General features: G+C 42.2%; 18 protein-coding genes. 16 read left to right on the top strand and 2 right to left on the bottom strand.

The window, feature by feature from the left end; all coding sequences use genetic code 11:
- Positions 1–227 precede the first annotated feature (227 nt).
- The 11 genes from AC0VYH_RS19480 to galE all read left to right on the top strand — a co-directional run bounded on the left by AC0VYH_RS19480 (position 228) and on the right by galE (position 15692).
- The gene (locus tag AC0VYH_RS19480) at positions 228–1520 is read left to right on the top strand and encodes an ABC transporter substrate-binding protein (RefSeq protein ID WP_475372962.1); all 1293 of its coding nucleotides are present in this window, start codon (positions 228–230) and stop codon (positions 1518–1520) included.
- 238 nt (positions 1521–1758) lie between these two features.
- The gene (locus AC0VYH_RS19475; RefSeq protein ID WP_430243389.1) at positions 1759–3039 is read left to right on the top strand and encodes an ABC transporter substrate-binding protein; all 1281 of its coding nucleotides are present in this window, start codon (positions 1759–1761) and stop codon (positions 3037–3039) included.
- Positions 3040–3100: 61 nt separating this feature from the next.
- Positions 3101–3952 carry a carbohydrate ABC transporter permease gene (locus AC0VYH_RS19470; protein ID WP_159785293.1) on the top strand — a complete coding sequence of 284 codons (852 nt, stop codon included), beginning with the start codon at positions 3101–3103 and terminating at the stop codon, positions 3950–3952.
- Between the two features lie 107 nt (positions 3953–4059).
- Positions 4060–4851 (top strand): carbohydrate ABC transporter permease, encoded by a 792-nt coding sequence (locus AC0VYH_RS19465; protein WP_475367522.1) that lies wholly within the window; start codon positions 4060–4062, stop codon positions 4849–4851.
- A gap of 12 nt (positions 4852–4863) precedes the next feature.
- Complete coding sequence (locus tag AC0VYH_RS19460) at positions 4864–6582, top strand: glycoside hydrolase family 35 protein (RefSeq protein WP_475372961.1); 1719 nt, start codon at positions 4864–4866, stop codon at positions 6580–6582.
- 13 nt (positions 6583–6595) lie between these two features.
- On the top strand, positions 6596–8800 hold the full coding sequence (locus tag AC0VYH_RS19455) for an alpha-galactosidase (protein WP_475372960.1): 2205 nt from the start codon (positions 6596–6598) through the stop codon (positions 8798–8800).
- A gap of 15 nt (positions 8801–8815) precedes the next feature.
- Positions 8816–9805 (top strand): LacI family DNA-binding transcriptional regulator, encoded by a 990-nt coding sequence (locus tag AC0VYH_RS19450; protein ID WP_283153541.1) that lies wholly within the window; start codon positions 8816–8818, stop codon positions 9803–9805.
- A gap of 19 nt (positions 9806–9824) precedes the next feature.
- Positions 9825–11003 (top strand): galactokinase, encoded by a 1179-nt coding sequence (locus AC0VYH_RS19445; protein ID WP_475365913.1) that lies wholly within the window; start codon positions 9825–9827, stop codon positions 11001–11003.
- 25 nt (positions 11004–11028) lie between these two features.
- Entirely contained in the window at positions 11029–12561 is a 1533-nt protein-coding gene (gene galT / locus AC0VYH_RS19440) for a UDP-glucose--hexose-1-phosphate uridylyltransferase (RefSeq protein ID WP_475368009.1), read from the top strand.
- Between the two features lie 76 nt (positions 12562–12637).
- Entirely contained in the window at positions 12638–14650 is a 2013-nt protein-coding gene (locus AC0VYH_RS19435) for a beta-galactosidase (RefSeq protein WP_475372959.1), read from the top strand.
- Positions 14651–14708: 58 nt separating this feature from the next.
- Positions 14709–15692 (top strand): UDP-glucose 4-epimerase GalE, encoded by a 984-nt coding sequence (gene galE / locus AC0VYH_RS19430; RefSeq protein WP_475372958.1) that lies wholly within the window; start codon positions 14709–14711, stop codon positions 15690–15692.
- A 106-nt stretch (positions 15693–15798) separates the two neighbouring features.
- Here the strand turns inward: galE and AC0VYH_RS19425 are convergent, their stop codons facing one another.
- Positions 15799–17358 (bottom strand): zinc ribbon domain-containing protein, encoded by a 1560-nt coding sequence (locus AC0VYH_RS19425; protein ID WP_475368007.1) that lies wholly within the window; start codon positions 17356–17358, stop codon positions 15799–15801.
- Positions 17359–17373: 15 nt separating this feature from the next.
- Positions 17374–17859, bottom strand: coding sequence for a zinc ribbon domain-containing protein (locus tag AC0VYH_RS19420; RefSeq protein ID WP_430243409.1), 486 nt, complete (start codon positions 17857–17859; stop codon positions 17374–17376).
- Between the two features lie 197 nt (positions 17860–18056).
- On the opposite strand from AC0VYH_RS19420, the gene AC0VYH_RS19415 reads away from it, so the two are divergent.
- The 5 genes from AC0VYH_RS19415 to sftI all read left to right on the top strand — a co-directional run bounded on the left by AC0VYH_RS19415 (position 18057) and on the right by sftI (position 25592).
- Entirely contained in the window at positions 18057–19460 is a 1404-nt protein-coding gene (locus tag AC0VYH_RS19415; protein WP_475372957.1) for a zinc ribbon domain-containing protein, read from the top strand.
- Between the two features lie 164 nt (positions 19461–19624).
- Complete coding sequence (locus AC0VYH_RS19410) at positions 19625–20290, top strand: DUF4867 family protein (protein ID WP_475365907.1); 666 nt, start codon at positions 19625–19627, stop codon at positions 20288–20290.
- Positions 20291–20304: 14 nt separating this feature from the next.
- The gene (locus AC0VYH_RS19405) at positions 20305–22086 is read left to right on the top strand and encodes a solute:sodium symporter family transporter (protein ID WP_475372956.1); all 1782 of its coding nucleotides are present in this window, start codon (positions 20305–20307) and stop codon (positions 22084–22086) included.
- A 26-nt stretch (positions 22087–22112) separates the two neighbouring features.
- The gene (locus tag AC0VYH_RS19400; protein ID WP_475372955.1) at positions 22113–24155 is read left to right on the top strand and encodes an alpha-glucosidase; all 2043 of its coding nucleotides are present in this window, start codon (positions 22113–22115) and stop codon (positions 24153–24155) included.
- A gap of 93 nt (positions 24156–24248) precedes the next feature.
- Complete coding sequence (sftI, locus tag AC0VYH_RS19395; RefSeq protein WP_475372954.1) at positions 24249–25592, top strand: sulfoquinovose isomerase; 1344 nt, start codon at positions 24249–24251, stop codon at positions 25590–25592.
- Positions 25593–25599: the final 7 nt, after the last annotated feature.

The following is a 25599-nucleotide window of genomic DNA, read 5'->3' as shown; positions in this document are numbered from 1 at the left end:
CCACCTAATACTATAGCATTTATACCTTTGAAATTTGCTTTTCTTCAATATTTTACAAAAACTTAAAATACATGAGGCAGAATGAAAAGAATATAGCCGTCAAAAAAGTAAATTAATCAGTAAACATTTACTTGACTAAGTTTTGAATGTACCTTAATCTATAAACATGAATGCGCTTTCATTTTTGTCGTTCAATATTTTTTAGTAAACAAACAGGAGGGGTTATTTTGAGAAAGGTAATCGGTCGAGTTAGTTTCTTGCTTGTTCTGATGTTAGTTCTCGGTGCTTGTTCTAGTGATAATAGCTCAAGTGAAGGGTCGGCGGGAGACGGAGATAGTAATGGTAAAAAGGTGACAGCATGGGCATGGAACATTAATGTTCCAGTTCTTGAAGAAGCGGCAGAGAAGTTTAAAAAAGAAAATCCGGATTTTGAACTAGAGGTTGTGGAACTCGGTCGTGAAGATGTTTATTCGAAATTAACGACTGGCCTTCAAGCTGGAGGGAAAGGGTTGCCAGATATCGTACTTGTCGAGGATGATCGTATTCAGGGTTATATGGAAACATTCCCCGATGCGTTCGTAAATGTATCTGATAAGGGGTTTGATGAAAGCAAGGATAGCTTTCCTACTTATAAAACAGACCTTCTTTCAAAAGAAGATGCAATGTATGGTTTCCCATTTGATGGTGGTCCAACGGGCGTTTTTTATCGAACAGATTACTTTGAAGAAGCTGGTGTAAATCCCGATGATATTAAGACATGGGATGACTTTATTGAAGCGGGGAAAAAGATCAAAGAAGCTACAGGAAAAGCAATGCTTGGCCTTGATTTGAATGGTGATGACGGTCTTTATCGTATGATGATGACGCAGCAAGGAACATTCTATTTTGATGATGAAAAGAATGTGAACTTCACTTCTGAAGAATCTAAAATGGCGGCAGAAAAAGTACAAATGATGAAAGAAGCTGGACTAGTTAAAGATACAGTGGGTTGGGACGCGTGGATTAGTGCAATGGCACAAGGTGATGTTGCGACGGCTCCTTCTGGCGCGTGGTTGAGCGGTTCTATTACACAGCAAGCTAAAGACACAGAAGGTAACTGGGGAGTGTTTAAGCTTCCGGCGTTTGAAGAAGATGGAAACCGTGCAGCGAACCTTGGTGGAAGTAACTATGTGATTACAAGCGCGAGCAAGAATCAGGATATGGCTTACGATTTCATGGAATTCTTTACTACTAGTGATGACGTACAGCTAACGGCGATGGACAATGGTTTATTTCCAACGCTGAACACGATTTATGAAAATGATGCATTCACAAAGGATGTGGAATTCTTTAGCAATCAGTCAATCTGGGAGCTGTTTGCAAGCGAGATGAATGATATTCCTTCTGTGAACTATACAGGTAATTATGCGCTTGCAAGTGATGAGTCAATCAAAGCACAATCCGAAGTGATGAATGGTCAGAAATCGATTGAAGAGGCTTATAAAGCGGCTGAAGATCGGTTGAGGAATCGGATTCAATAATAGTGCGGGGGTCAGGTACGCACCTGACCCCCTATAAAGACAAAAAGAAGAAAGTGTCCGTCATAGATGGACACTTTCTTCTTGTGTAACAACTTCCATTAATTGTTAAGTAAATAAAGTAGTAAACTTTTAGTAAAAGTTTACTTGACTATGTTTACCTCTTCGACTATTCTAATAAGTGTAGACGCTTTCATTACGAATTTTGAAAGTTTTCAGTAATTAATTGGAGGGGTAGTCGATGAAGAAGGTAACGGGTCTAGTTAGTATAAGTATGATGCTTGTCTTAAGTCTGTTTCTTGCGGCGTGTGGGAATGGTGGAGATGATAGTGAAGGATCAGGCGATAGCAATAAAGTAACGGCCTGGGCTTGGAATATTAATGTACCGGTGCTTGAAGAAGCAGCCGAGAAATTTAAAGAAGAAAATCCGGATTTTGAACTAGAAGTTGTTGAAATGGGTACTGACGATGTTTACTCGAAGTTAACAACTGGTCTTCAAGCAGGAGGTAAAGGTTTACCAGATATCGTTCTTGTGGAAGATGACCGCGTTCAAGGTTATATGAGTGCTTTTCCGGACGCATTTGTAAACGTTTCCGATAAAGGATTTGACGAAATGAAAGAGAGCTTCCCGTCTTATAAGACAGAGCTTGTTTCAAAAGACGGCGCCATGTACGGATTCCCGTTTGACGGTGGACCAACAGGAGTTTTCTATCGCACCGATATTTTTGAAGAAGCTGGCGTAAATGCGGAAGATATTAAAACGTGGGATGACTATATCGAAGCTGGTAAAACAATTAAAGAAAAAACGGATAAAGCAATGATTGGTCTTGATCTGAACGGTGATGACGGTCTTTATCGTATGATGCTCAATCAGCAAGGCACATTCTACTTTGACGATGAGAAAAATGTAGCCCTCACTTCAGAAGAGTCAAAAAAAGCAATGGAAGTACAAAAGAATCTAAATGAAGAAGGACTAGTTAAAGAAACAGTAGGTTGGGACGCATGGATTAGCGCTATGACTAGTGGAGATGTTGCGACAGCTCCATCGGGTGCATGGTTGTACGGTTCGATCACTCAGCAGGGCAAGGATACTTCAGGAAAATGGGGATTAATTGAGCTACCGGCGTTTGAAGAAGGTGGCAATCGCGCATCTAACTTGGGCGGAAGTAACTACATGATTCCTAGTGCAAGCGACAATGCTGATCTAGCGTATGATTTTATGGAATTCTTCTCAACAGATGAAGATGTTCAATTAACTGCAATGGAAGGTGGTTTGTTCCCTTCACTAAACACGATTTATGGTAACGAGGCATTTACAAAAGAAGTTGAGTTCTTTAACAATCAGCCGATCTGGAGTCTACTTGCTGACGAAATGGATAGCATTCCTGCTGTTAACTACACAGGAGACTATGCCGTAGCGAAGGATGAAGCTGTTAAAGCGCAATCTGAAATTGCGAACGGTAAAGGCATTGAAGAAGCATTAAAAGCTTCAGAAGATCGTTTGAAAAACCGTATTCAATAAGCTACAGAAATCATCAGGGGTTGATTCATTTCGACCCCTGTCATGTTAAGGTGGGATATTCATGAATCGAGCGAAACGTTTTCCATATTTATTCGCAGCTCCGGCCATTCTGCTTTTCCTAGCATTTACCGTCTATCCGATTATCGCTTCCTTCGTTCTCAGTTTTCAGGAACGAGTTGGTGGAGAATACGTTTTTGCAGGATTGAAAAACTATACGCGTCTCTGGAATGATGATATTTTCTGGACGGCGATGCAGAACACATTCATTATCTTTGTTGTTCAAGTCCCAGTTATGATCATTCTTGCAATGGTACTAGCCAACGTGTTGAACAACCAGTTGTTAAAGCTAAAAGGATTTTTCCGCGTCTCATTCTTTCTTCCGGCTGTCACATCGCTTGTAGCTTACTCGATTTTATTTTCGATCATGCTTCAAGAAGAAGGAATTATTAACACGGCATTAAGCTACATTGGGATTACCGCAATTCCGTGGTTATCTGATCCGTTTTGGGCAAAGGCTTCGATCATTATCGCCATGACGTGGAGATGGACAGGATATAACATGGTTATTTTCTTAGCAGCTCTTCAAAACATTCCAGAAGATTTATACGAAGCCGCTTCTCTTGATGGAGCGAATAAGTTTAAGCAATTTTTCTACATTACTGTTCCACAACTAAAACCCGTTATTCTTTTTGCAGGTATTCTGTCAACCATCGGAACGCTTCAGCTTTTCGACGAGCCATTCAACTTAACAGGCGGTGGACCGGCGGATTCAACGATGACCCTTGGACTTTATATTTACCAGAGTGGATTTGAATACTTTGATTTCGGCTACGCTTCCGCAATTGCATACGCGGTTGTTGTGATGGTTGGTATTCTCTCCATTATCCAATTTAAGATAGCAGGTGATGATTAATGGCTAAGAACCTTGAGGTAATTGAACAGTCGACGAATAAACTCACCCTTGCTCAAAGGCAACAAAAGAAACCTAAGAAAAAGAAAAATAAGCTAAAAGCCGTTTGGATGTATACGCTACTAAGCATCTTCCTTGTTGTTTCGATCTTCCCGTTCTACTGGATGTTTATCGGGGCGACGAACGACTCTAGTAAAATGTTTACGAACCCGCCAACGCTTTTACCTGGCGATCAGTTTATGACGAACTTAACCAATCTAAATGAGTCAATTGGTATTTTCAGAGTACTGTTTAATTCTCTCTTCGTCTCAGGACTTTATGTAGTGATTTCCCTTGCAGTTTGTGCGAGCGCAGCCTACGTTCTAGCGAAGTACAACTTCAAAGGGAAAAAGTTCATCTTTACTGCATTCTTGCTTTCCATGATGATTCCTTACCAGGCAACACTGATACCGTTGTTCCAAATGATGTCTGATTTTAATCTATTAAACACGTACTTTGCAGTTATCGCACCGCAATTGTGCTTCCCATTTGCGATTTTCTTATTAAGACAGAACTTCCTGGCATTCCCTACAGAGTTGATGGAGTCAGCACGTCTTGATGGCGCAAGCGAAACGCGTATCTTTATCTCGATCGTCATTCCATCGATGCGACCAGCTTTAGCAGCTGCTTCGATCTTCCTTTTCATGACGCAGTGGAACAACTTTATGTGGCCGCTCGTTGTATTGAATACGAACGATATGTACACATTCCCTGTTGCGCTATCTAGCTTAATGGGACTCTCTTATATCGACTACGGTCAAGTGATGATGGGCGTTACGTTAGCGACTGTTCCGATCATTGCATTCTTCTTAACACTGCAAAAACAATTTATTTCAGGTATGCTCGGAAGCGCCTTGAAATAGTAGGAGGCTGTTATGCTGGAAGCGAGAAAGAACCACTTTTACTTAAATGACGAACCCTTCCAAATTCTTTCAGGAGGTCTTCATTACTTCAGAGTTGTCCCTGAGTATTGGAGAGATCGCCTTCAGAAGCTGAAGGCACTTGGACTGAATACAGTAGAAACGTATATACCATGGAATTTTCATGAACCGAAGAAGGGTCAGTTTCATTTTGAAGGAATGGCTGATGTGGAGCGGTTCATAGCTGAAGCACAGGACGTTGGGCTTTATGTTATTGTTCGTCCTTCTCCTTATATTTGTGCAGAGTGGGAAATGGGGGGACTTCCTTCTTGGCTACTAAAAGAAGATGACATGGCACTTCGCTGTAGTCATCCTGCTTTTCTAAAACATGTAGAGGAATACTTTAATGACCTTCTTCCACGGTTGAAGCCTTTCTTACAAAAGAACGGCGGTCCGGTGATTGCCTTTCAAATTGAAAATGAATATGGCGCATATGGCAACGATCAGAACTATCTTGAGTTTCATAAAGAACAGTACGAGAAACATGGCATTGATACGTTTTACTTCACATCAGACGGACCGGATTTCATTAAACAAGGTTCAATGGATAATGTCGTAACGACGCTGAATTTTGGCTCAAGGCCAGAAGAAGCCTTTGCGGCACTTGAAGCGATGAAACCTGATTCACCTAAAATGGTCACGGAATTTTGGATCGGCTGGTTTGATCACTGGAGCGGCGAGCATCATACACGTGACGCAAAGGAAGCAGCGGAAGTGTTCCAGAAGTTAATGGATATGGGCGCATCTGTGAATTTCTACATGTTCCACGGTGGAACAAATTTTGGTTTCTATAACGGTGCGAATCATTACGAAAAATATGCTCCGACGATTACTAGCTATGACTACGATTCGCTTTTAACAGAATGGGGCGACGTGACAGACAAGTATCTCGCAATGGCGGAGGTGTTGAAAAGCGTAGCAGACGTTTCGATTGAAGACGTTTCTAAAGTTGAGACGAAAAGCTATGGAGAAGTGAAGCTAGTGGAGAGCGCAAGCCTGTTCGATGTTCTCCAAGAAGTAGGAACCAGGGTAGAGCACGTTGCACCACGGAGCATGGAGAAGATTGATCAGAGTTTCGGCTACACGCTTTATCGAACGTCGATTAACGACACTGGAACGTTTGAGCTTGATACAACGCCAATTCATGATCGAGCTTTTCTTTACGTCAATGGGAAACATGAGGCGACGGTTTCAGTAAATGATGAGTCAAAATCGGTTATGATTCCGTTTCCGAATGAAGTAAATGCTCTTGAAATACTTGTTGAAAACCTTGGAAGAGTGAATTATGGAAAACATCTATCTGACCAGAAGGGGATTGTGCAGAATCTCTGGCTAAACAACCAGTATTGGTTTGACTGGGAAATGATCAAAATTGAAGGAGATCGTTTACCGAAGACGTATTCATCAGGAGAACGTTATCCGAAATATTTCAAAGGCGAATTTCATGCTGATCAATGCTATGATACATTTGTTGATTTGGAAGGGTTTACAAAAGGGAATGTTTATATTAATGGCTTTAGTCTTGGTCGCTACTGGCAAACGATGGGACCACAGCAGCGCCTTTACTTGCCAGGTCCACTGTTAAATGAAGGTACAAATGAAATTGTCGTTCTGGAATTAGAAGGACATACTGCAAGCAGCGTAAAACTAGTGAACGAACCTAAACTCGGATAAAGGATCGATGGCAATGAGCATTCTGATTAACCAACAGCAGTTTCATCTAACAAATGGAAAGATCAGCTACATCTTTCATATTTTAAAAAATGGTCAGCTCGGTCATTTGTATTTCGGAAAAGCGCTTCGTCCTGATCGTGATTATGGTCATTTTCAGAACACGAACAATCCAACGCCGGCTAGCTGTCATTCATATGAGAACGACGCGGCTTTTTCGCTTGAAACGATTAGGCAGGAGTACCCGGCCTATGGAAAAGGAGATTTTCGAGAGCCTGCCTTTATGGTGTTAGCAGGTCAAAAGCCTATAGCGAACTTTGTTTATAGATCACATGAGCAAGTGAAAGGGAAGCCTTGCTTGAAAGGTTTGCCGGCCACTTATGCGAATGCGCAAGAAGCGGAGACGTTACTTATTGTGTTGGAGGATAAGTATCAGAAGGTTGAGCTTCATCTCAGCTACACGATTTTTGAAAATGAATCTGTGATTGCGAGGAACGCGCGTCTTATTAACAACACAGATAGCGAGCTATCCATTGATCGAATGATGTCACTGTCTGTTGATCTTCCTTATGCTGATATGGAAATGGTGCACCTCTCAGGAACATGGGCCCGTGAGCGTCATGTGAAAACGAGGAAATTAGAGCAGGGCATTCAGTCCGTTTCGAGTATACGTGGAGCAAGCTCTCATCATCACAATCCATTTCTTGCACTAAAAACAATGGATGCAACAGAACATACGGGTGAAGTGTTTGGATTCCAGTTCGTGTATAGCGGGAATTTTCTAGCGCAAACGGAAGTTGATCATTATGGCGTGGCACGTGCGCAGCTTGGTATTCATCCGCTTGGTTTTAAGTGGAATCTTAGTCCCGGTGAATCGTTCCAATCACCAGAAGCGATTATGGTTTACTCTGATCAAGGATTGAACGGGATGAGCCAAACGTTCCATCATCTTTACCGCAATCAGTTGATTAGTGAACAGTGGAAAAAGAAAGAGCGTCCTGTCTTAATTAATAACTGGGAAGCTACTTACTTTGATTTTAATGAAGAGAAGCTTATTCATTTTGCGAAAGAGGCAAAAGAACTTGGTGTTGAACTTTTCGTCCTTGATGATGGTTGGTTTGGGAAGAGAAACAATGACCGATCTTCACTAGGAGATTGGACGGTTGATCTTAACAAACTCCCAGATGGCATTGCCTCTCTAGCTGAAAAAGTGAAGGAAACGGGTTTGCAATTTGGTTTATGGTTTGAGCCTGAAATGATTAGTCCTGATAGTGAGCTCTACAGAGAGCATCCTGAATGGGCTGTAGGTATTCCAGGTGAGCACTTTACGCTTGGCCGGAATCAGCGCGTACTTGATTATACGCGTACAGAAGTAGTGGACTATATTTTCGGACGAATGAAAACGATCATTGAGTCGACGAATCTGGATTATATTAAATGGGATATGAATCGGAACATTACGGAGGCCTACTCTGCAGGTTTAGAGCACCAGGGAGAGTTTTTCCATCGTTACATTCTCGGTGTCTATGATCTTTATGAACGGTTAACATCAGAGTTTCCAAATGTACTGTTTGAATCGTGTGCGGGCGGCGGTGGTCGTTTTGATCCGGCTCTCCTTTACTACGCCCCACAAGCATGGGCGAGTGATGATACAGACGCGGTGGAGCGTCTGAAAATCCAATATGGTACCTCTATCGCTTATCCTATCTATAGCATGGGTTCTCACGTATCAGCCGTACCAAACCACCAAACGCTTCGTTCAACTCCGCTGTCAATGCGGGCAGATGTTGCGTATTTTGGAACCTTTGGTTATGAATTGGATCCTTCAACCCTGTCTGATGAAGAAAAAGAAATTGTAAAAGAACAAATTAAACGATACCAGTCATTTCGACAGCTTGTCCGTGATGGTGATTTCATTCGCTTACAAAGTCCATTTGAAAGCAATGAAACGGCCTGGATGGTCGTTTCGTCGAATCGAAATGAAGCGCTTGTTGGCTGGTATAAATCATCAAGCACTCCGAATCCACGCACCAATCAGTTTGTGAAATTAAAAGGTTTAGCTCCTGATCGTCATTATAACGTCGATGAGGAGACATACTTCGGAGATGAACTGATGCAGCACGGCATTCCGCTTCCGGTTGAGTTCAATGGAGCGAATGGCGAGCAAGCTGAGCGCGGTGGTGACTTTCAATCGAAAGTGTTTTATTTAAAAGCAGAATAAAAAAGGATGATGACCATGGCAACGATTAAGGACATCGCACAAAAAGTGAAATGTTCACCATCGACTGTTTCACGCGTCCTTAACTACGATGAAACGTTATCTGTTTCAGATGATACGAAAAAGCGGATTTTCGAAGTGGCAGAAGAGCTTTCCTATAGTAAAAAACGCGGAAAAAAATCACTAACACCGAAAATTGCAATTATCCATTGGTATACCGAAAAGGAAGAGTTGAATGACCTGTATTACATGTCGATTCGACTAGGAGTCGAGCAGCGCTGTCAGGAAGAGCGGCTTGAACTCGTGAAAATTTTTAAAGATAACTATGATGAATTAGAAAAAGAAAACATTCAGGGCATGATAGCCGTAGGTAAATTTAGTAGTCAAGAAATAGCTTCATTAAATAAAGTCACCCCTAATATCGTATTCGTTGACTATGATCCAGACAATGAAAAGTACGACGCGGTTGTCGTTGATTTTGAAAAGGCGACCAAAAAAGTGCTCGATTATTTTGCGAGTAAAGGTCATGAGAGAATTGGCTACATTGGTGGCAGAGAAACATTTCGAGATGCTAGTGCTGAAATTGTTGATGAACGCGAAATCACGTTCAAGCGCTATATGACGGAACGTGATCAGGATCATGAATCTTACGTGTACACAGGATCGTTTACGGTAGATGATGGTTATTCCCTTATGAATCGTGCGATCGAAGAGCTTGGAGAGAAGCTACCGACTGCGTTCTTTGTAGGAAATGACACAATGGCGATTGGGTGTCTCCGCGCTCTTCATGAGAACGGCGTAGCTGTTCCTGATCGCGTTAGCTTAATTGGAGTGAATGACATTAGCGTTTCGAAGTATGTTTATCCTGCTTTGAGTACGGTCAAAGTGTACACAGAACTGATGGGTGAAACGGCTGTTGGCCTTTTGATGGAGCGTCTATTGAGAAGGAAAGTAGCCAAAAAAGTGACGATGTCGACAAAACTGAAGCTGCGGAAGAGCAGTAAATAAACGAGGCCGGGTGAAATTAATGAAAACCCTATACGAAACATTTCGAGAGATGTATGGAGAAGGTGGCGAGATAAGAAGCTTCTTCTCGCCAGGGCGCGTCAATTTAATTGGCGAACATACGGATTATAATGGGGGACATGTTTTTCCATGCTCGCTTAGTATTGGTACCTATGCCGTTGCTAGGAAAAGAAAAGATAATCTTATTCGGTTTTATTCGCTGAACTTCAAAACGCAAGGTGTGATGACAGTTGATTCAACAAGTCTTGCGTATGATGCTGAACATGATTGGGCGAATTACCCGAAAGGCGTTGTTTCGATCTTTAAGGAGTCAGGTTATGACGTTAGCGGATTTGATGTCCTTTACTTTGGAAACATTCCGAATGGAGCGGGACTTTCGTCTTCAGCGTCAATCGAACTTGCGACGGCTGTTCTATTAAATGAACTAAATCACCTTCATCTTGAGATGGTAGAAATGGTGAAGATGAGTCAGCGTGCTGAAAATGAATTTGTAGGCGTAAACTGTGGCATCATGGATCAGTTTGCCATTGGGATGGGGAAAGAAAAAGCAGCGGTTCTTCTTGATTGCAACACGCTTGCTTATAGATACAGCCCGGTAGTTCTAGAAAAAGCTTCACTCGTTATTGCAAATACGAATAAACGAAGAGGGCTTGCTGATTCAAAATATAATGAGCGACGTTCTGAATGTGAGCGGGCACTCGCCGAGCTTCAAGAACATGTTTCGATTCAATCACTTGGTGATTTAACAATTGACTCGTTTGAAGCGCATAAACACCACATCACAAATCTGATTGATCAGAAACGTGCGAAACATGCAGTTTATGAAAACGTTCGTACGATTGAAGCGGCTAAACGTTTAAAGGCTGGAGAAATTGGAGCATTTGGTCAGTTAATGAATGAGTCACATGTTTCCTTGCGCGATGATTATGAAGTAACTGGTCTTGAGCTTGATGCTTTAGTAGAAGCTGCATGGTCAGAAGAAGGTGTGATTGGCTCTCGGATGACTGGGGCAGGATTTGGTGGCTGTACGATCAGCATTGTGGAGGATCAATTTTTAACATCATTCCAAACTAATGTAGCGAAAACATATAAAGAGAAAACGGGCTTAACACCTGAATTTTACGTTGTGGAAATAGGTGCAGGAGCAAGAGAAATAAATCAGCTTTCGGAAGCACTGTAATTCTGGAGAGGAGTGGAGAGAAACCATGACGAACATCGATCAAGAGATTAACCGTCTCCTCCAATACGGATTGAATAAACATCTTTTTCGTGAGTGGGATTTATCATATGTTCGCAATCAAATTCTAGAAGTTCTTCAGCTTGAGGAGATTGATACAAGTGATGTTCCTGCGGATATTCCAGATAGCCCTGTTTCTATTTTAGATCGCATCCTGAATTGGGCATATGATCATGATCGACTAATAGAAAATACGGTAACTTATCGTGACTTGCTCGATACAAAAATTATGGGGTGTTTAACCGAGCGACCTTCAGAAGTGATTGAGAAGTTTGAAGCGACTTATGAACATGCCGGCCCTGAAGCAGCAACGGCTAACTTTTATCAATATTCAAAAGACGTTCATTACATTCGTACCGATCGCATAGCAAAAAATGAAGACTGGCTTACGGAAACAGAGTATGGTGAGATGGAAATCACGATCAACCTTTCTAAACCAGAGAAAGATCCGAAAGCGATTGCGGCAGCCAAAACGATGAAGTCAAGCGGCTATCCTGAGTGTCTGCTTTGTAAAGAGAACGAAGGGTATGCGGGACGATTAACTCATCCTGCGCGACAAAATCTTAGGATGATCCCTATAACCCTTGAAGAGAAACAGTGGTATTTGCAGTACTCTCCATACGTTTACTATAACGAACATGCGATTGTGTTATACGGTGAACACGAGCCGATGAAAATTTCACGAGGTACGTTTGACAGACTACTAGAGTTTGTTGGCAAGTTTCCTCATTATTTTATCGGCTCGAATGCTGATCTACCAATTGTAGGCGGTTCGATATTAAGTCATGATCATTTCCAGGGAGGGAAGCATGAGTTCCCGATGGCGAAAGCAGAGATGGAGCGAAACGTCGTTCTATCAGCTTATCCGAACGTGAAGGCAGGCATTGTGAAGTGGCCGATGTCTGTGCTACGACTTCAAAGCAACGATCGAGATGAACTTGGTGAACTGGCTGATGCGATTCTTCAATTCTGGAAGGGATATAGTGATGAGAGTGTTGATGTTCGCGCGGTTACAGGTAATGAGTCTCATAACACGATTACACCTATAGCTCGTCGAAATGGCGAGCGCTATGAGCTTGATCTTGTACTCCGGAACAATCGAACAACGAAACAGCATCCAATGGGACTTTTTCACCCCCATGGAGAAGTGCATCATATAAAAAAAGAGAATATCGGTTTAATTGAAGTAATGGGGCTAGCTGTGCTTCCTGGTAGATTACAAGAAGAGCTTCACTTGCTTGGTGAATCTCTTATAAGTGAAAATCCGCTAGAAAGTATTAAGCAAGATGATCGCATTCAGAAACATGTTACATGGGCTGATTCTCTTCTTAAGAAGTATTCAGACCTGAATTCATCGAATGTACAGGGACGATTGCGTCATGAGGTTGGGTTGATCTTCTCCAATATTTTAAGCCATGCAGGCGTTTTTAAACGAACGGCTTCAGGTCAGGAAGCATTTGACCGCTTTACACATGAGTTTAACAACCATTTAAACCAATAAGAGCTTGCCGATTCTGGCGGGCTTCTTTTCTCATTGATGTAATACTCAAAAAAATAGATCGGTAAAAGGAGCTAACATGATGTATGTAGGTGTTGATTATTACCCGGAACAATGGCCGAAAGAGCGTTGGACAGAAGATGTACGATTGATGAAAGAACTCGGTGTGAATGTCGTTCGAATTGCTGAATTCGGCTGGCAGCTGATGGAGCCTGAGGAGGGAACGTTTGATTTCTCGCTTTATGATGAAGCGATCGACCTAATGACAAGTAACGGCATCGAGGTAGTTCTTGGGACACCAACGGCCACGCCGCCTGCGTGGATGGTTGAAAAGTATCCAGAAATTTTACCTGTGGATCCTAACGGGACAGTCATTTCATTCGGAGCGAGACGTCACTATACCGTGAACAGTGAAGTATATCAAGAATTGACAGCAAAGATTGTTGAGAAAATGGCGAAACGCTATGGTCAGCACGAAGGAATTATTGGCTGGCAAGTAGACAATGAATACGGTCATGAAAAATCTGATCGAAGCTATGGAGAAGTGGATCAAAAAGCATTCCAAATTTGGCTACAGCAAAAATACGAAACGCTTGATGCTTTAAATGAAGCTTGGGGTACGGTTTTCTGGAGTCAAACGTATACAGCGTGGTCACAAATCCCTGTGCCTCGTAAAGTATTACAGGAACATAATCCAAGCTTGCTTCTTGATTTTGATCGTTTCTGTGCGGATGCGTATACGTCTTATAATAAGATTCAAACTGACATTCTTCGTAAACATATTCGCTCGGATCAGTGGATTACGCATAACTTCGTATTTACAGACTTAGCGATTAATCAATGGGATATGGCAAAGGATCTTGACTTCATTTCATTTGATAACTATCCGGTATGGGGCGGTTTACCAGAACCGATTGCGCCTGCTGCGATCGCACATCAACACGACCTTTGTCGCTCTTCAAAGGGTGGAAAAGGCTTCTGGGTAATGGAAGAACTTTCAGGAGCGCAAGGGTGGAGTCGCATCGGTTACTTACCTCGTCCAGGTCATATTAAACTTTGGACGTATCAGGCGATTGCTCGTGGAGCGGAAGCAATTGTTTATTTCCGCTGGCGTGCGGCACGCTTTGGGACGGAAGAGTTTTGCCATGGTGTGCTCGATCATGATGGTAAGCCAAAGCGTAAATATAATGAAGTAAAAGAAGTAATCGATTCTCTTAGCGTGTTTGGAGATGATTGGATTGCGTCTAAGTACCAGGCGGATGTCGCTGTGTATTATGATGTAGAGAACGCCTGGGCATGGGGTATTCAGCCACAAAGCAATGCATTTGAATACAAGCGAGAATTCCTCCGCTTCTATAGCCCTGCGCACCGTATGAATGCCATGACGGACATTGTGACGAAAGAAAGCAAGCTGGATGGGTACAAAGTGCTCGTTGTACCGGTTTATTTCCTTACAGACCCAGTTGTAAACGACAAAATTTCACGTTTTGCTGAGCAAGGTGGAACGGTGATCTTATCCTATCGCGCCGGTGTGAAGGAACAGAATAACTTTGTTGTAGAAGATACGTTGCCAGGCGCATTACGTGAGCTTGCAGGAGTAGAAATTAATGAATATGAATCACTTCAGCTCGGACAAAACAACGAGGTTGAAGGCGTTCAAGGTGCAATGAAAGGTATGAGCTCCGTTGCTTCCATCTGGTGTGATCTTGTTGAGCCGACAACTGCGGAAGTACTTGCTGAATATCGATCTTGCTTCTACGAAAAAACGGCGGCGATTACAAAAAACGCATATGGAAAAGGAACGGTCTATTACATCGGCTCTGCACTCCAGGAGGAAATAATGGATGCTCTTTATGCAGAAGTTTTCCAAGAAACAGACGTAACAACGATCGCTTCAAGTAAAAACGTAGAAGCTGTCACGCGTACAGGACAAGACGGGGCGGTATTCTTATGTGTTGTGAATCATTCGACGGACGAAAAAGGGTCGCTAACATTGCCGAAAGGAACCTGGGTAGATGCCGTTTCTCATGATGAATTTAGTGGAGAAATGTCTATTAAACCGCTTGGATCGTCTGTACTAAAGCTTAATTAGTATTTTCCGGGAAATAACGATGGATATCGACGAATTTTTACTAAATGGAGGGAATAACATGGCGATTTTAGTGACTGGTGGAGCCGGTTATATTGGTAGCCATACGGTTATGTACTTGCGTGAGCAAAAAGAAGACGTAGTCGTGCTGGACAATCTAACAAAAGGTCACGAGCAAGCTGTGCTTGACGTTCCTTTGTATAAAGGGGACTTAACAGATGGGAAAGTGATTGATCAAATTTTCGCCGATCATTCGATCGATTCTGTCATTCACTTTGCTGCGAGCTCGCTAGTTGGAGAAAGTGTTTCGAATCCGCTTGAATATTATCGAAATAACGTAGCGGGTTCTCAGGCGCTTGTTTCAAAGTTAGTTGAACACGATGTAAAGTACATTGTGTTCTCCTCGACAGCGGCCACCTATGGGAATCCAGAACGTACGCCGATTCAAGAGAGTGACGCTACTAATCCAACAAATCCATATGGCGAAACAAAGCTAGCGATTGAGAAGATGCTTCGCTGGTGTGATGATTCTTATGGGCTTAAATCAACTTCTCTTCGCTACTTTAATGCTGCTGGTGCTGATCCAGAAGGAAGAATTGGGGAAGATCATCAACCCGAGTCTCATCTTATACCAATCGTTCTACAAGCTGCACTTGGTCAAAGAGAAAAGGTATCTATTTTCGGTAATGATTATGATACGAAGGATGGCACGTGTGTGCGCGATTATATTCATGTGCTTGACCTTGCGCAGGCTCACTACCTTGCTTTGAAAAAGATGAAAGAAACGAATGAGAGCGGCGTATACAATCTTGGAAATGGAAAAGGGTTTACGGTTAAAGAAGTGATTGATACGTGTCGAATCGTGACAGAAAAAACGATCGAAGCAGAAGTAGCGCCACGCCGTGCCGGAGATCCAGCGACACTGATAGCCTCTTCGTCGAAAGCAATGAGCGCACTTGGCTGGAAGCCAGTATACCCAGAGCTCGCGCAGATTGTATCTCATGCCTGGAGCTGGCATCAAAATAATCCGAATGGATATGAGTGAGGGGAAAATGTAAGGGGGTCAGGCGCGAGCCTGACCCCCTAAAAAGACAAAAAGAAGGAAATGTCCACCCTCAGAGGACTGAATAGGAACGAAAGAAAGTCCCTTTTTATTGTGTTCGGTATCTCTTCCAATAGGCGCCACAAATGGCTAGGAGAGTTGAGTAGATAAAGCACTTAAAAAATGTAGCAATTGCCGAGAAACCAATGAATAGAAACGGGACTTCTGTTATGTCGCTAATTTCTCCGGCGAAGCTCTCCAAATTAAAGGTGAATCCTGTATTCAAGCCTGCTGCTAATAGCGACATCATAAAGGCGTATAGCAAGCCGAAGATAATCATGCGGTGGAACTGAATCGCTCCTTCCTGGTGCATCCGATAACCTGCCGAAATGAATAAACATAGTGGAATCAGCAAACCAATCATCATGTAGATCTTCGTGTTACCTGGGTCGCTAAATAAGTAGGTGAAAATAGAAATAGATTCATTTGTTTCGATCTTCATCCCACCAAGTACTGAATAGATCATTTGAAATTTCTCGCCTGGAATATTTATATCGAAGGTAAGGGAAGAAAGGTTCAGTGTGTTCCATAGAAGAAACCCTCCTTGAAAAACGATGATAAGAAAATAACTCGCCGGAATATCTTGAAAGCTAATAAGTGAGTTATCTTCGAACATAAAGCGATAAAGGAAGAGAATCATCAAGACGATTGAGATGGAGACCCCTAGTGTGAGTGTGCGCACTCCTTCTTTAAGGGGAGAAGAAGTTAATTCTTTCATTGAACGACTGCCGTACAAACTACCAATAAACGAAAAGATTGTTCCAAGGAATAAACCACCAAATAAAGCTTTCAAAAGCGGATAGTTATTTTCAATTGATAAACTCGAAACGATTCCACCCTCTTGTGCAGAAGCTTCAAAGTTGAATCCAGCGAAAAGAGCGATCATCGCTGTCAGTAATCCGTAAATCATTCCGATAAGAAGTGAAGAAAGCCAGTATTGCTGGAGGGTACACGTTGTTTTTCGTCCATACATATATCCAGCAAGCAGTAGTGCAACGAGAGGTAGTAATAAAAGAATGAGCATTCCTGAATGGAGTTCGATCTCTCCGCTCAATAAATTTCCCGCCCCTTGCGTGTTGAAAGAAAGGGTTGAATTGAGAAGGTGAGCTGACATCCAGTAGTCTGTCATTCCATAAAAAGGTTCTACAGTTAACTGGGAATTTTCGTTGCCAAAGTAATAATAAAAATCATTGATTACTTCCGTTGGACCTAACTCAGTGAATTCTTCAAGGGTTTGCTGAAAAGTAGCGGCTTGTTGCTGAAATCCCTCCGATACAATAAACGACATAATACCAACAACTAGAAATGCGAGAAAACCGCATAGTATCGCAAGCTTTTTATTAATGGCGCTAAGATCTGGTATCGCGTGCGAGGGAGCTGCTACTTTTTCTTTTACGCGTTCTACTTTAAATGGAATGAGAGTGAGTTGAAAAGAACCGCACTGAATACAGTAGGGATGATCACAAGTATTCGATGTACCACAATCTGAACAAAACTTTGGTGATGCAGTCGTGACGGTGTGATGTTCTGTGTGAAGCTGAAATGTCCCATCAAAGGGGCAATAATTATCACCAAACGGAACTTCGTTACCACACGTTGTACAGTACATGACTTTGATCACCTCCTAGCCGTTTTTCGAACCACAACACCCACAAAATAAAGCCGTCTCAGGGATTTCTTCCTTGCAGGTGGTACATTGAACTGTCGGTACTGGTATTGGTGCTTCTGATAATTGAACTCGATTGCCACAGCTGCCGCAAAACGTATCCTCTTCATTAACGGCTGCTCCGCACTCACATACGTCACCACCCGGTTCCTTTCGCAATTGACTCTCTAAAGCTCTGTTCGCTTGATAGAGTTCTAGATCATATTGAAGAAGGCGCTCAGCTTGTTCATTTAATTCGGGTTGTTGGATCTCCCCTTTACGGATCAAACGATAGGTGAGTTCGCCAAGCTGACTAATGATTCTTGTTCGGTTTGTGGCAGCATCGCTCGCGTTTTTCTTAAGTTGTGAAACTTCCTGAGCTGTTTGAAGCTTGCTTTTTCCTTGCTGAAGACCATCTTGAAGTTTTGATAGTCCTCCGCCTATTTTAGTTTGCAAATCTGACATTATCATTCCTCCTTATTAAGTGAAATAAAAGTTTCTTGTCAGGATTTTCAGGGAGCTTGTGCTTTTCACGTACTTTTTCATAGTTATGTACAAAGTCCTTAATCATGTTAAAAAATGCATAGGAAAATAGTAGGGAAAAGTGGTCATAATTAGAAATCTCTCCCATATGATTTGGAATAATGGGTGGAGGTGGGAAGATGAATTGGTGTCATCACTGCAACAGGGAAGAGGCCGGTGCATTTTGTGTAAAATGTGGACAAAAGGTAACAAGAACAGCTCCTGCACAGGTAAAGAAAAATGGGTGGCTGTTATGGGGAGCAATCGTTGTAGGAATTATGATCGTACTAATAGGCAGTTTTTTTACATTAAGTTGGATATCTTCTCCTGAACGTGCAGTTGATCAATTTCGAGAGGCTCTGTTGCAAGAGGATTATGAAGCGATCGGGGAAGCTATTCCAAAGGTTAATCCTGTCCTTTCGCATGAAGCTGAGATTGCGAGTTTTGTATCGTTATTAAAGAATCATCCAGATCAACGGACGCTATTGCTTCAAGATTTAGAACGACAAGCAAGAGCGATAGAGGACCATACACTCCTGAGTCGGAACGAAGACTTGCTTATCCAATTGGAATTAGTAGAGGAAGGGAAAACTTTTTATCTTTTCAATGATTATGTCATTTCACCTGTACCTATTTACGTACAGCTTCATACACAATTCTCTAAAACAGCTCTATTTATTAACGAAGAAGATAGCGGCACAATTGGAGAAAAGGGGAAGAAAATGGGTCCGTTCCTTCCAGGGGACTATCATTTTGAAACAAAGTTAGAAAATGAAGGTTATAAGATGCGGGGAGAAGCGGAAGTAGAATTGATTAAACCGGGCAAACATTTAGAAGTGGACCTTCCTGTAAACGGTGCGTTTCTAACACCTGATTCCAATTATGAGGATGCTCGCTTGTTTATTAATGGGAAAGATACCGGGGAAACGATTAGCAAAACCGGTCAAATAGGTCCCTATCCAACAGACGGTTCGGTTGTGATGCATGCAGAAAAAAACTTCGAAGCTGGCGTAGTTAAAAGTCCTTCCGTTCAATTTGAAGGTGATGATGTTTATTTCGTTATTGATTATAGTGAACAAGAGCCTGTAGTGATCGAGAAGGAAGTGGCAATCGATGTTCCAGAGACTGATCATGATGAGTCGAATGCAGTAATAGCGGCAGTAAACACGTATTTATATGACTGGATAATGGCTTATGAGAATTTAGATACGGGCTACTTTTCAAATCTAACACCTGAGCTAAATTCGTATTTTGAAGATCGCTTTATTTCTGTGAAAGAAAATAATGCGGCCTTTACGGGAGAAGTGTTAGAAGCAGCTTTTGACCTCGACAGCCTCTACATCGATTCTTCCGGAAAGAAAGCAGAAATCGACGTTCTCATTACGATGGATTCAGCGAACCATGACCGAGGCGAGAGCAATGTGAAGACAGAGGTAACCTCAAGTGCGTTTCATTATAAACTTGTAAAAAGCGGAGGGGAATGGTTGATTGATAGTCGAGAAGAAGTGAATAACATCGATTTAACAAATGCTGTGGTATATTAAAGTGGTATCGCAGAGGGGGTCAGGCGCGTACCTGACCACCTCTGTGATATAAATTACTGATAATTTCAAAAAAACCATTGCAATCATGAATACGTTTACAATATAATGTTATAAAAGGTTATGATGTTTAAATAAACATTACTACTTATATCGGAGGTTCGGCTATGATTGAAATAGTAAAGGAACGGAATCCAAATCTGGATGTGCAGTCAGTTGACTCGGCAGCTTTTAAGACGTATGGCAGAATTCTTCATGATTTCCCATATGAACAAATGTCGGAGTTAATGAAGGAAACGGTTATTCCTGAACAAGGAAATCAGTACGTTCCTTCAAAAGAAGAACTTGAGGATGATCGTATCAAAAAGTTCATCGAGAACAGCTACTATGGAGGGATGCCGGTCCAAATTGGGTACTGCAACGGGAATAATTCTTCTCTTGGAGGACTTGAGTTTCATAAGGGCAGCGAAATAAACGTGGCAGTGACGGATTTTGTGCTCCTACTAGGACATATGAATGACGTTGTGGATCATACATACGATGTGAAGAACATCCAGGTATTTTATGTTCCAGAAGGCACCGCGATTGAAATGTACCAAACGACGCTTCACCTTGCTCCTTGTAAAGTAAGTGATGAAGGATTTAAATGTACGGTGATCTTACCTGAAGGCACAAATTTACCATTAGCACAATCGCAAAGAGGGCACGATCCGCTTCTATTCATGAAAAATAAATGGCTTCTTGCTCATCGTGAACATGAACGTTTTATGGCACAGGGCGCACACGAAGGAATAGTCGGTGAAAATATAACAGTTGCTTACAGCAAGCTATAAAGGAGGACAAGCTCATGTCTGGTATTACATTCACATTAGTATCGTGCGTCTTTTTCATGGCACTAGTTGCTTGGGTTTCATACTTAAAAACAAGAAATTCAGTTAATGACTCGGATGGTTACTTTCTCGCAGGTCGTGGGTTAACAGGAGGATTTATTGCAGGATCTCTTTTGCTCACAAACTTATCAGCAGAACAGTTAATTGGTTTGAATGGACAGGCCTATAGAACAAATCTTTCCAACATGGCCTGGGAAGTAACGGCGGCTTTTGCAATTGTCATTATGGCATTAATTTTGCTGCCGCGCTATCTTGGCGGAGCCTTCTCAACATTACCTGAGTTTTTAAGTAAACGATATGATGAAAGCGTTCGCAGATATACAGTTATTCTGTTTATGCTTGGCTATATGTTTGTAACGATTCCATCAGTACTGTATTCAGGAGCGCTTGCTATTCTTCGACTTTTTGATGTACCGGAGCTACTCGGTATTTCCTTTCAATCCTCTGTCTGGGTCGTGATTTGGGTTATTGGTATTATCGGTGCCATCTATGCGATCTTCGGAGGATTAAAAGCGGTGGCAGTCTCTGATACCCTGAACGGAATTGGTCTTCTCTTTATTGGATTAATTGTTCCAGTACTAGGTTTTATAGCACTTGGAAATGGCGACATGTTAGATGGGATAAAAACCATTACGACAGAAAACCCTGAGAAATTAAATGCAATTGGCTCAAGTACGGATTCTGTTCCGTTTTCAACGATTTTTACCGGTATGATTTTTATGAATATGTTCTACTGGGGAACAAACCAGTACGTGATTCAACGAACGCTTGGGGCGAAAAACCTTGCTGAAGGACAAAAAGGAGTTCTTTTATCAGGATTCTATAAATTAACTGTTCCGTTTATGATGATGATTCCAGGTGTTATTGCCTTTCATCTTTATGGCAGTTCAATGGATCCTGTTGATCTAGCTTATCCAACGGTTGTATCAAATTTGCTACCTACATTTATGTCTGGACTCTTTCTAGCTGTGCTTCTTGGTGCCGTGTTCTCAAGTTTTAACTCTCTATTAAATAGTGCGGCTACGATGTTTGCGCTTGATGTATACAAAGCAGGTATTAATAAAAATGCAACAGATCGACAACTAATCAATGTCAGTAAGTATTTTGGAAGCGTTCTCGCACTTGTCTCTTTTTTCATTGCGCCAATGCTGATGAACGCACCTGATGGATTATGGGATTTGATTCGCCGTTTTACAGGATTCTTTAACATACCGATCATTGCGATTGTTCTTGTGGGGATAGTTTCTAAACGCATTCCTGCGCTTGGTGCAAAAATCGCGATTATCTTCCATGTGATTACGTACTACATGCTTGTATGGGGATTAAACCAGCTATTTAGCATTGAGATTACGATGAACTTTATTCATATCTCAGCGATTCTTTTCCTTATTGAAGTTGCTATCATGATGGTTGTCGGTCGCATTAGTCCTCTTCCTGAAGCGTATGAATTTAGAGCAAACCCTAAGGTTGATATGGTTCCATGGAAGTTTACGATTCCAGTCTCTGTTGTTCTGATTAGTCTCGTTGTTATGGTTTATATCCTATTCTCCCCTATTGGACTTGCTTATGCAGGTGGAATGGTTTCAGCATGGTTCTGGCCATCAATACTAGGTGCGGCTGTAGTCGGAACGCTTTGTTATCTTTTCGCATTAAAATCCTGGAATAAAAAATATTCAGGTTTTGTAACAAGAAAACATGAAGAAGCGGTAAACGCTGAGAAAAAATTTAGAAGTGCTTAAACGAAAAGAAGGTAGGGGGAATTACATTGAATACACTAAAGACTAAACCTGGTTTTGAAGTGAAGCAAAATGGAGAAGAATTCGAAGTTTATTTTGACCGTCGCTTATTGTTTCGGCATTCACCTGCCCGCCCGTTTATTTTCATTGGTAGCGGTGAAGAAACGATTGATATGTATAGAGGGAATTTTAAAATAAAGGATTATGTAGTGGAACGAGTAGCTCTTCGTTATGCCACAGTGCGGTATGAAGGCGAGACGTGTCGAATCGGCTTTCGTCACTTCTCTCATGATCATGAATTACTAACAATGGTATTAAAGCAGGACAAAGATGGACTTCGCGTTTCTTTCGAGCTCGTCGATCCACTTTTTAATCGCTTCTGGGTTCGCGTTGTAGCCGATGCAGATGAGAAGATTTATGGTTGTGGGGAACAGCTTTCCTACTTTAATTTAAGGGGAAAGAATTTCCCTTTATGGACGTCTGAACCTGGTGTGGGGCGGAATAAATCTACGTATACAACTTGGCAGGCCGACGTGAAAGATCAAGCTGGTGGTGACTATTACAATACGAATTATCCGCAACCAACCTATGTATCTACGAATAAATATTATTGCCATGTAGAGACAACTGCTTTTGCAGACTTTGATTTTCAAAGAGACGATTTTCATGAGCTGCATATCTGGGAAGCGCCAGCCTCGATTCTTTTTGAAACGGGACAAACATATAAGGATCTCGTTGAAAAACTAACTTCTCGTCTCGGCAGACAACCCGAGCTGCCTGAGTGGACGTATAATGGCATCTGGCTCGGAATGCAAGGAGGAACAGAACGAGTACAAAATAAGCTTGATCGCGCTATTGGTAAAGGGATGAAAATCGGTGCTGTTTGGTGTCAAGATTGGCAGGGAAAGCGTGTGACGTCATTCGGTAAGCGATTAATGTGGAATTGGAAATGGAATCCAGAGGAGTACCCGGAGCTTGACCAAAAAGTGAAAGAATGGAAGCAAAAAGGGATTCGTTTTATGGGCTATATTAACCCCTATGTCGCTGTGGAAGGTGATCTTTACCGTGAAGCTTATGACAACGGCTATCTTGCTACAGCGTTAGATGGCGGTGATTATATCGTTGACTTTGGTGAGTTTTATTGCGGCGTGGTCGACTTTACAAACGAAGCAGCATGTGAATGGTACGAAGATGTCATTCAAAAGAACATGATTGATTTTGGTATGGACGGGTGGATGGCCGATTTTGGTGAGTACTTGCCGACTGATCTAAGACTTCACAATGGTGAATCTGCTACAAAAATGCACAATGCTTGGCCAGTGATGTGGGCAAAAGTGAATCACAATGCTGTAAAGAAAGCTGGACGATGGGGCGATGTTGTTTACTTTATGCGCGCAGGATACTCAGGAAGTCAGGGGTATTGTCCACTTCTATGGGCTGGTGATCAAAGTGTCGATTGGAGCCTTGACGATGGTCTTGCATCTGTTATTCCAGCTGCATTATCTGCTGGAATGAGTGGGAATGGCGTTCACCATAGTGATATCGGCGGATATACAAGTCTTCATGGGAACAAGCGGAACAAAGAACTGTTGCTTCGCTGGGTTGATATGGCGGCATTTACTCCCGTCATGCGAACGCACGAAGGCAACCGTCCTGACGATTGCTTCCAGTTTGATCAAGACGAAGAGACGCTTGAGCATTTTGTGAAAATGACGAACGTTTATACAGCACTTAAGCCTTATCTTAAAGAGCTGAGCAAAGAAAATGCTGAAAAAGGAATACCGATGCAACGTCCATTGTTTATGGAATATGAGAATGATCTAGCCTCTTATGACATTCAATATCAATATATGCTTGGATCAGATATGGTTGTCGCCCCGGTTTATGAAGAAGGAAAAGAAAACTGGTCCGTGTACTTACCTGAAGATGAATGGGTTCATTTATGGAGTGGCAAAGAGATTGGTGGAGGACGAGTTGAAGTAAAGGCTCCAATCGGAGAAACTCCTGTTTTCTATCGAAAGGGTTCTTCTTATGCAGACGTATTCCAAAAAGCAGCCCTTGAGTTAAAATAAGAAAGTAAATATAAAGGTTACTACCTATTTTAAAACATAATAATGTATGATATAGTATTTGTAACAAACAGAGGAGAAAGGTTGTGACCAATCGTGGCTAAAACAAGCATTCTATATGTACCAATTGGTAGAAAAACGTTTGATCTTGAAGCGGGGGAACTACAAAGAAAGAAAAGTTCAGAATTTCTTCATAGTGTGACGGCAAATGTGATTGAGCCTGAAGAGATCATCACATCACCTGAAGATCTAGAAACTTTTCTTGAAAACGTTAACAGCGAAGACATTGTTGCTAGTATTTATCAAAGCGTCACGTTTGCGGACGGTGAATTCATTGAGGCCCTCATTAAAAAAGTAGAAGCGCCAGTGATTGTCTGGTCCGTTCGTGAACCAAGTGTTGGCGGGAGACTTCGCTTAAACTCCTTAACCGGCGGCAATAGCACAAGTCATGTGCTTCGATGTGCGAATCATCCATTTAGCTTTGTATTTGGGAATGGCGATGAAGCGCAGGTGCAAAAGAGAATCAAGATTCAACTAAAGGTTCAAAAGGTGATTGAAGATCTCAAAGGTCTCACCATTGGTGTGATCGGGGAGCATCCTCCAGGCTTTTTCTTTTCAGGAACGGATGAAGAAGCCTTGCAAAAACAGCTTGGTGTGACAGTGAAAAACTTTGATTTAAACAAAGCGTTTGAGGAATGTGTGAAGCTCCCTCGGGAAAGATGGGAAGGCGCGATTGAACGAGCGGAGCAGCAGGTGATTGGGCTAAATCGTAACGAAGAAACCGTTCAGCGATTTGCTCAGTTTACAACGTACGTGCAGGAGCAAATTGATGCGGAAGATGTTTCGGCGCTTGCGATACGTTGTTGGCCTGACTTTTTCAATGAACTTGGCGCTGCAGCATGCTCAACTCTTTCTCAATTTACAGAAGACGGTGTGGTTTCATCGTGTGAATCGGATATTCATGGTTCCGTTTCGATGTTTATTCTTCAGCAGCTAACAGGAAGCGCCCCATACCTTGGTGATATGGTTCACGTGAACGAGGCGAGTAATTCAGTTGTGTTCTGGCATTGCGGCGCAGGCGCGTATTCGCTTGCACATCCTGATCAAGGCGCTCGACCTGGCGTTCATCCAAACCGTAAGCTCGGCTTTACGATGGAATTCGGTTTAAAGCCAGGTCGCGTAACGATGTTCCGAGTTGGTTATACGCCAGAAGGTTATCGCTTGTTGGTTATGAGGGGGAACGCATTGGATACGCCGCAGCGCTTCAATGGTACGTCTGTCGAAGTGGAACTGGAAACGGAAATAAATGATACGCTATACGGCTTAATGGAAGAGGGCTTCGAACCACATTACGCCATTATTTATGATGATGTTGCGGATGAGCTTGTTGAACTTGGTAAGCAGCTTGGGCTTGAGACGACGATCTATACGAAGAACTGAAGGGAGA

The organism is Anaerobacillus sp. QJM3NY_32 (genome assembly GCF_056173645.1).
Note: the sequence above shows the minus strand (reverse complement) of the source record. Positions and strands in the feature narration are given on the sequence as shown.

What these genes read in the sequence shown, in the direction of transcription:
- AC0VYH_RS19475 (WP_430243389.1), top strand. Translation starts at nt 1,759, where the DNA reads ATGAAGAAGGTAACGGGTCTAGTTAGTATAAGTATGATGCTTGTCTTA.
- AC0VYH_RS19470 (WP_159785293.1), top strand. Translation starts at nt 3,101, where the DNA reads ATGAATCGAGCGAAACGTTTTCCATATTTATTCGCAGCTCCGGCCATT.
- AC0VYH_RS19465 (WP_475367522.1), top strand. Translation starts at nt 4,060, where the DNA reads ATGTATACGCTACTAAGCATCTTCCTTGTTGTTTCGATCTTCCCGTTC.
- AC0VYH_RS19460 (WP_475372961.1), top strand. Translation starts at nt 4,864, where the DNA reads ATGCTGGAAGCGAGAAAGAACCACTTTTACTTAAATGACGAACCCTTC.
- AC0VYH_RS19455 (WP_475372960.1), top strand. Translation starts at nt 6,596, where the DNA reads ATGAGCATTCTGATTAACCAACAGCAGTTTCATCTAACAAATGGAAAG.
- AC0VYH_RS19450 (WP_283153541.1), top strand. Translation starts at nt 8,816, where the DNA reads ATGGCAACGATTAAGGACATCGCACAAAAAGTGAAATGTTCACCATCG.
- AC0VYH_RS19445 (WP_475365913.1), top strand. Translation starts at nt 9,825, where the DNA reads ATGAAAACCCTATACGAAACATTTCGAGAGATGTATGGAGAAGGTGGC.
- galT (WP_475368009.1), top strand. Translation starts at nt 11,029, where the DNA reads ATGACGAACATCGATCAAGAGATTAACCGTCTCCTCCAATACGGATTG.
- AC0VYH_RS19435 (WP_475372959.1), top strand. Translation starts at nt 12,638, where the DNA reads ATGATGTATGTAGGTGTTGATTATTACCCGGAACAATGGCCGAAAGAG.
- galE (WP_475372958.1), top strand. Translation starts at nt 14,709, where the DNA reads ATGGCGATTTTAGTGACTGGTGGAGCCGGTTATATTGGTAGCCATACG.
- AC0VYH_RS19425 (WP_475368007.1), bottom strand. Translation starts at nt 17,358, where the DNA reads ATGTACTGTACAACGTGTGGTAACGAAGTTCCGTTTGGTGATAATTAT.
- AC0VYH_RS19420 (WP_430243409.1), bottom strand. Translation starts at nt 17,859, where the DNA reads ATGTCAGATTTGCAAACTAAAATAGGCGGAGGACTATCAAAACTTCAA.
- AC0VYH_RS19415 (WP_475372957.1), top strand. Translation starts at nt 18,057, where the DNA reads ATGAATTGGTGTCATCACTGCAACAGGGAAGAGGCCGGTGCATTTTGT.
- AC0VYH_RS19410 (WP_475365907.1), top strand. Translation starts at nt 19,625, where the DNA reads ATGATTGAAATAGTAAAGGAACGGAATCCAAATCTGGATGTGCAGTCA.
- AC0VYH_RS19405 (WP_475372956.1), top strand. Translation starts at nt 20,305, where the DNA reads ATGTCTGGTATTACATTCACATTAGTATCGTGCGTCTTTTTCATGGCA.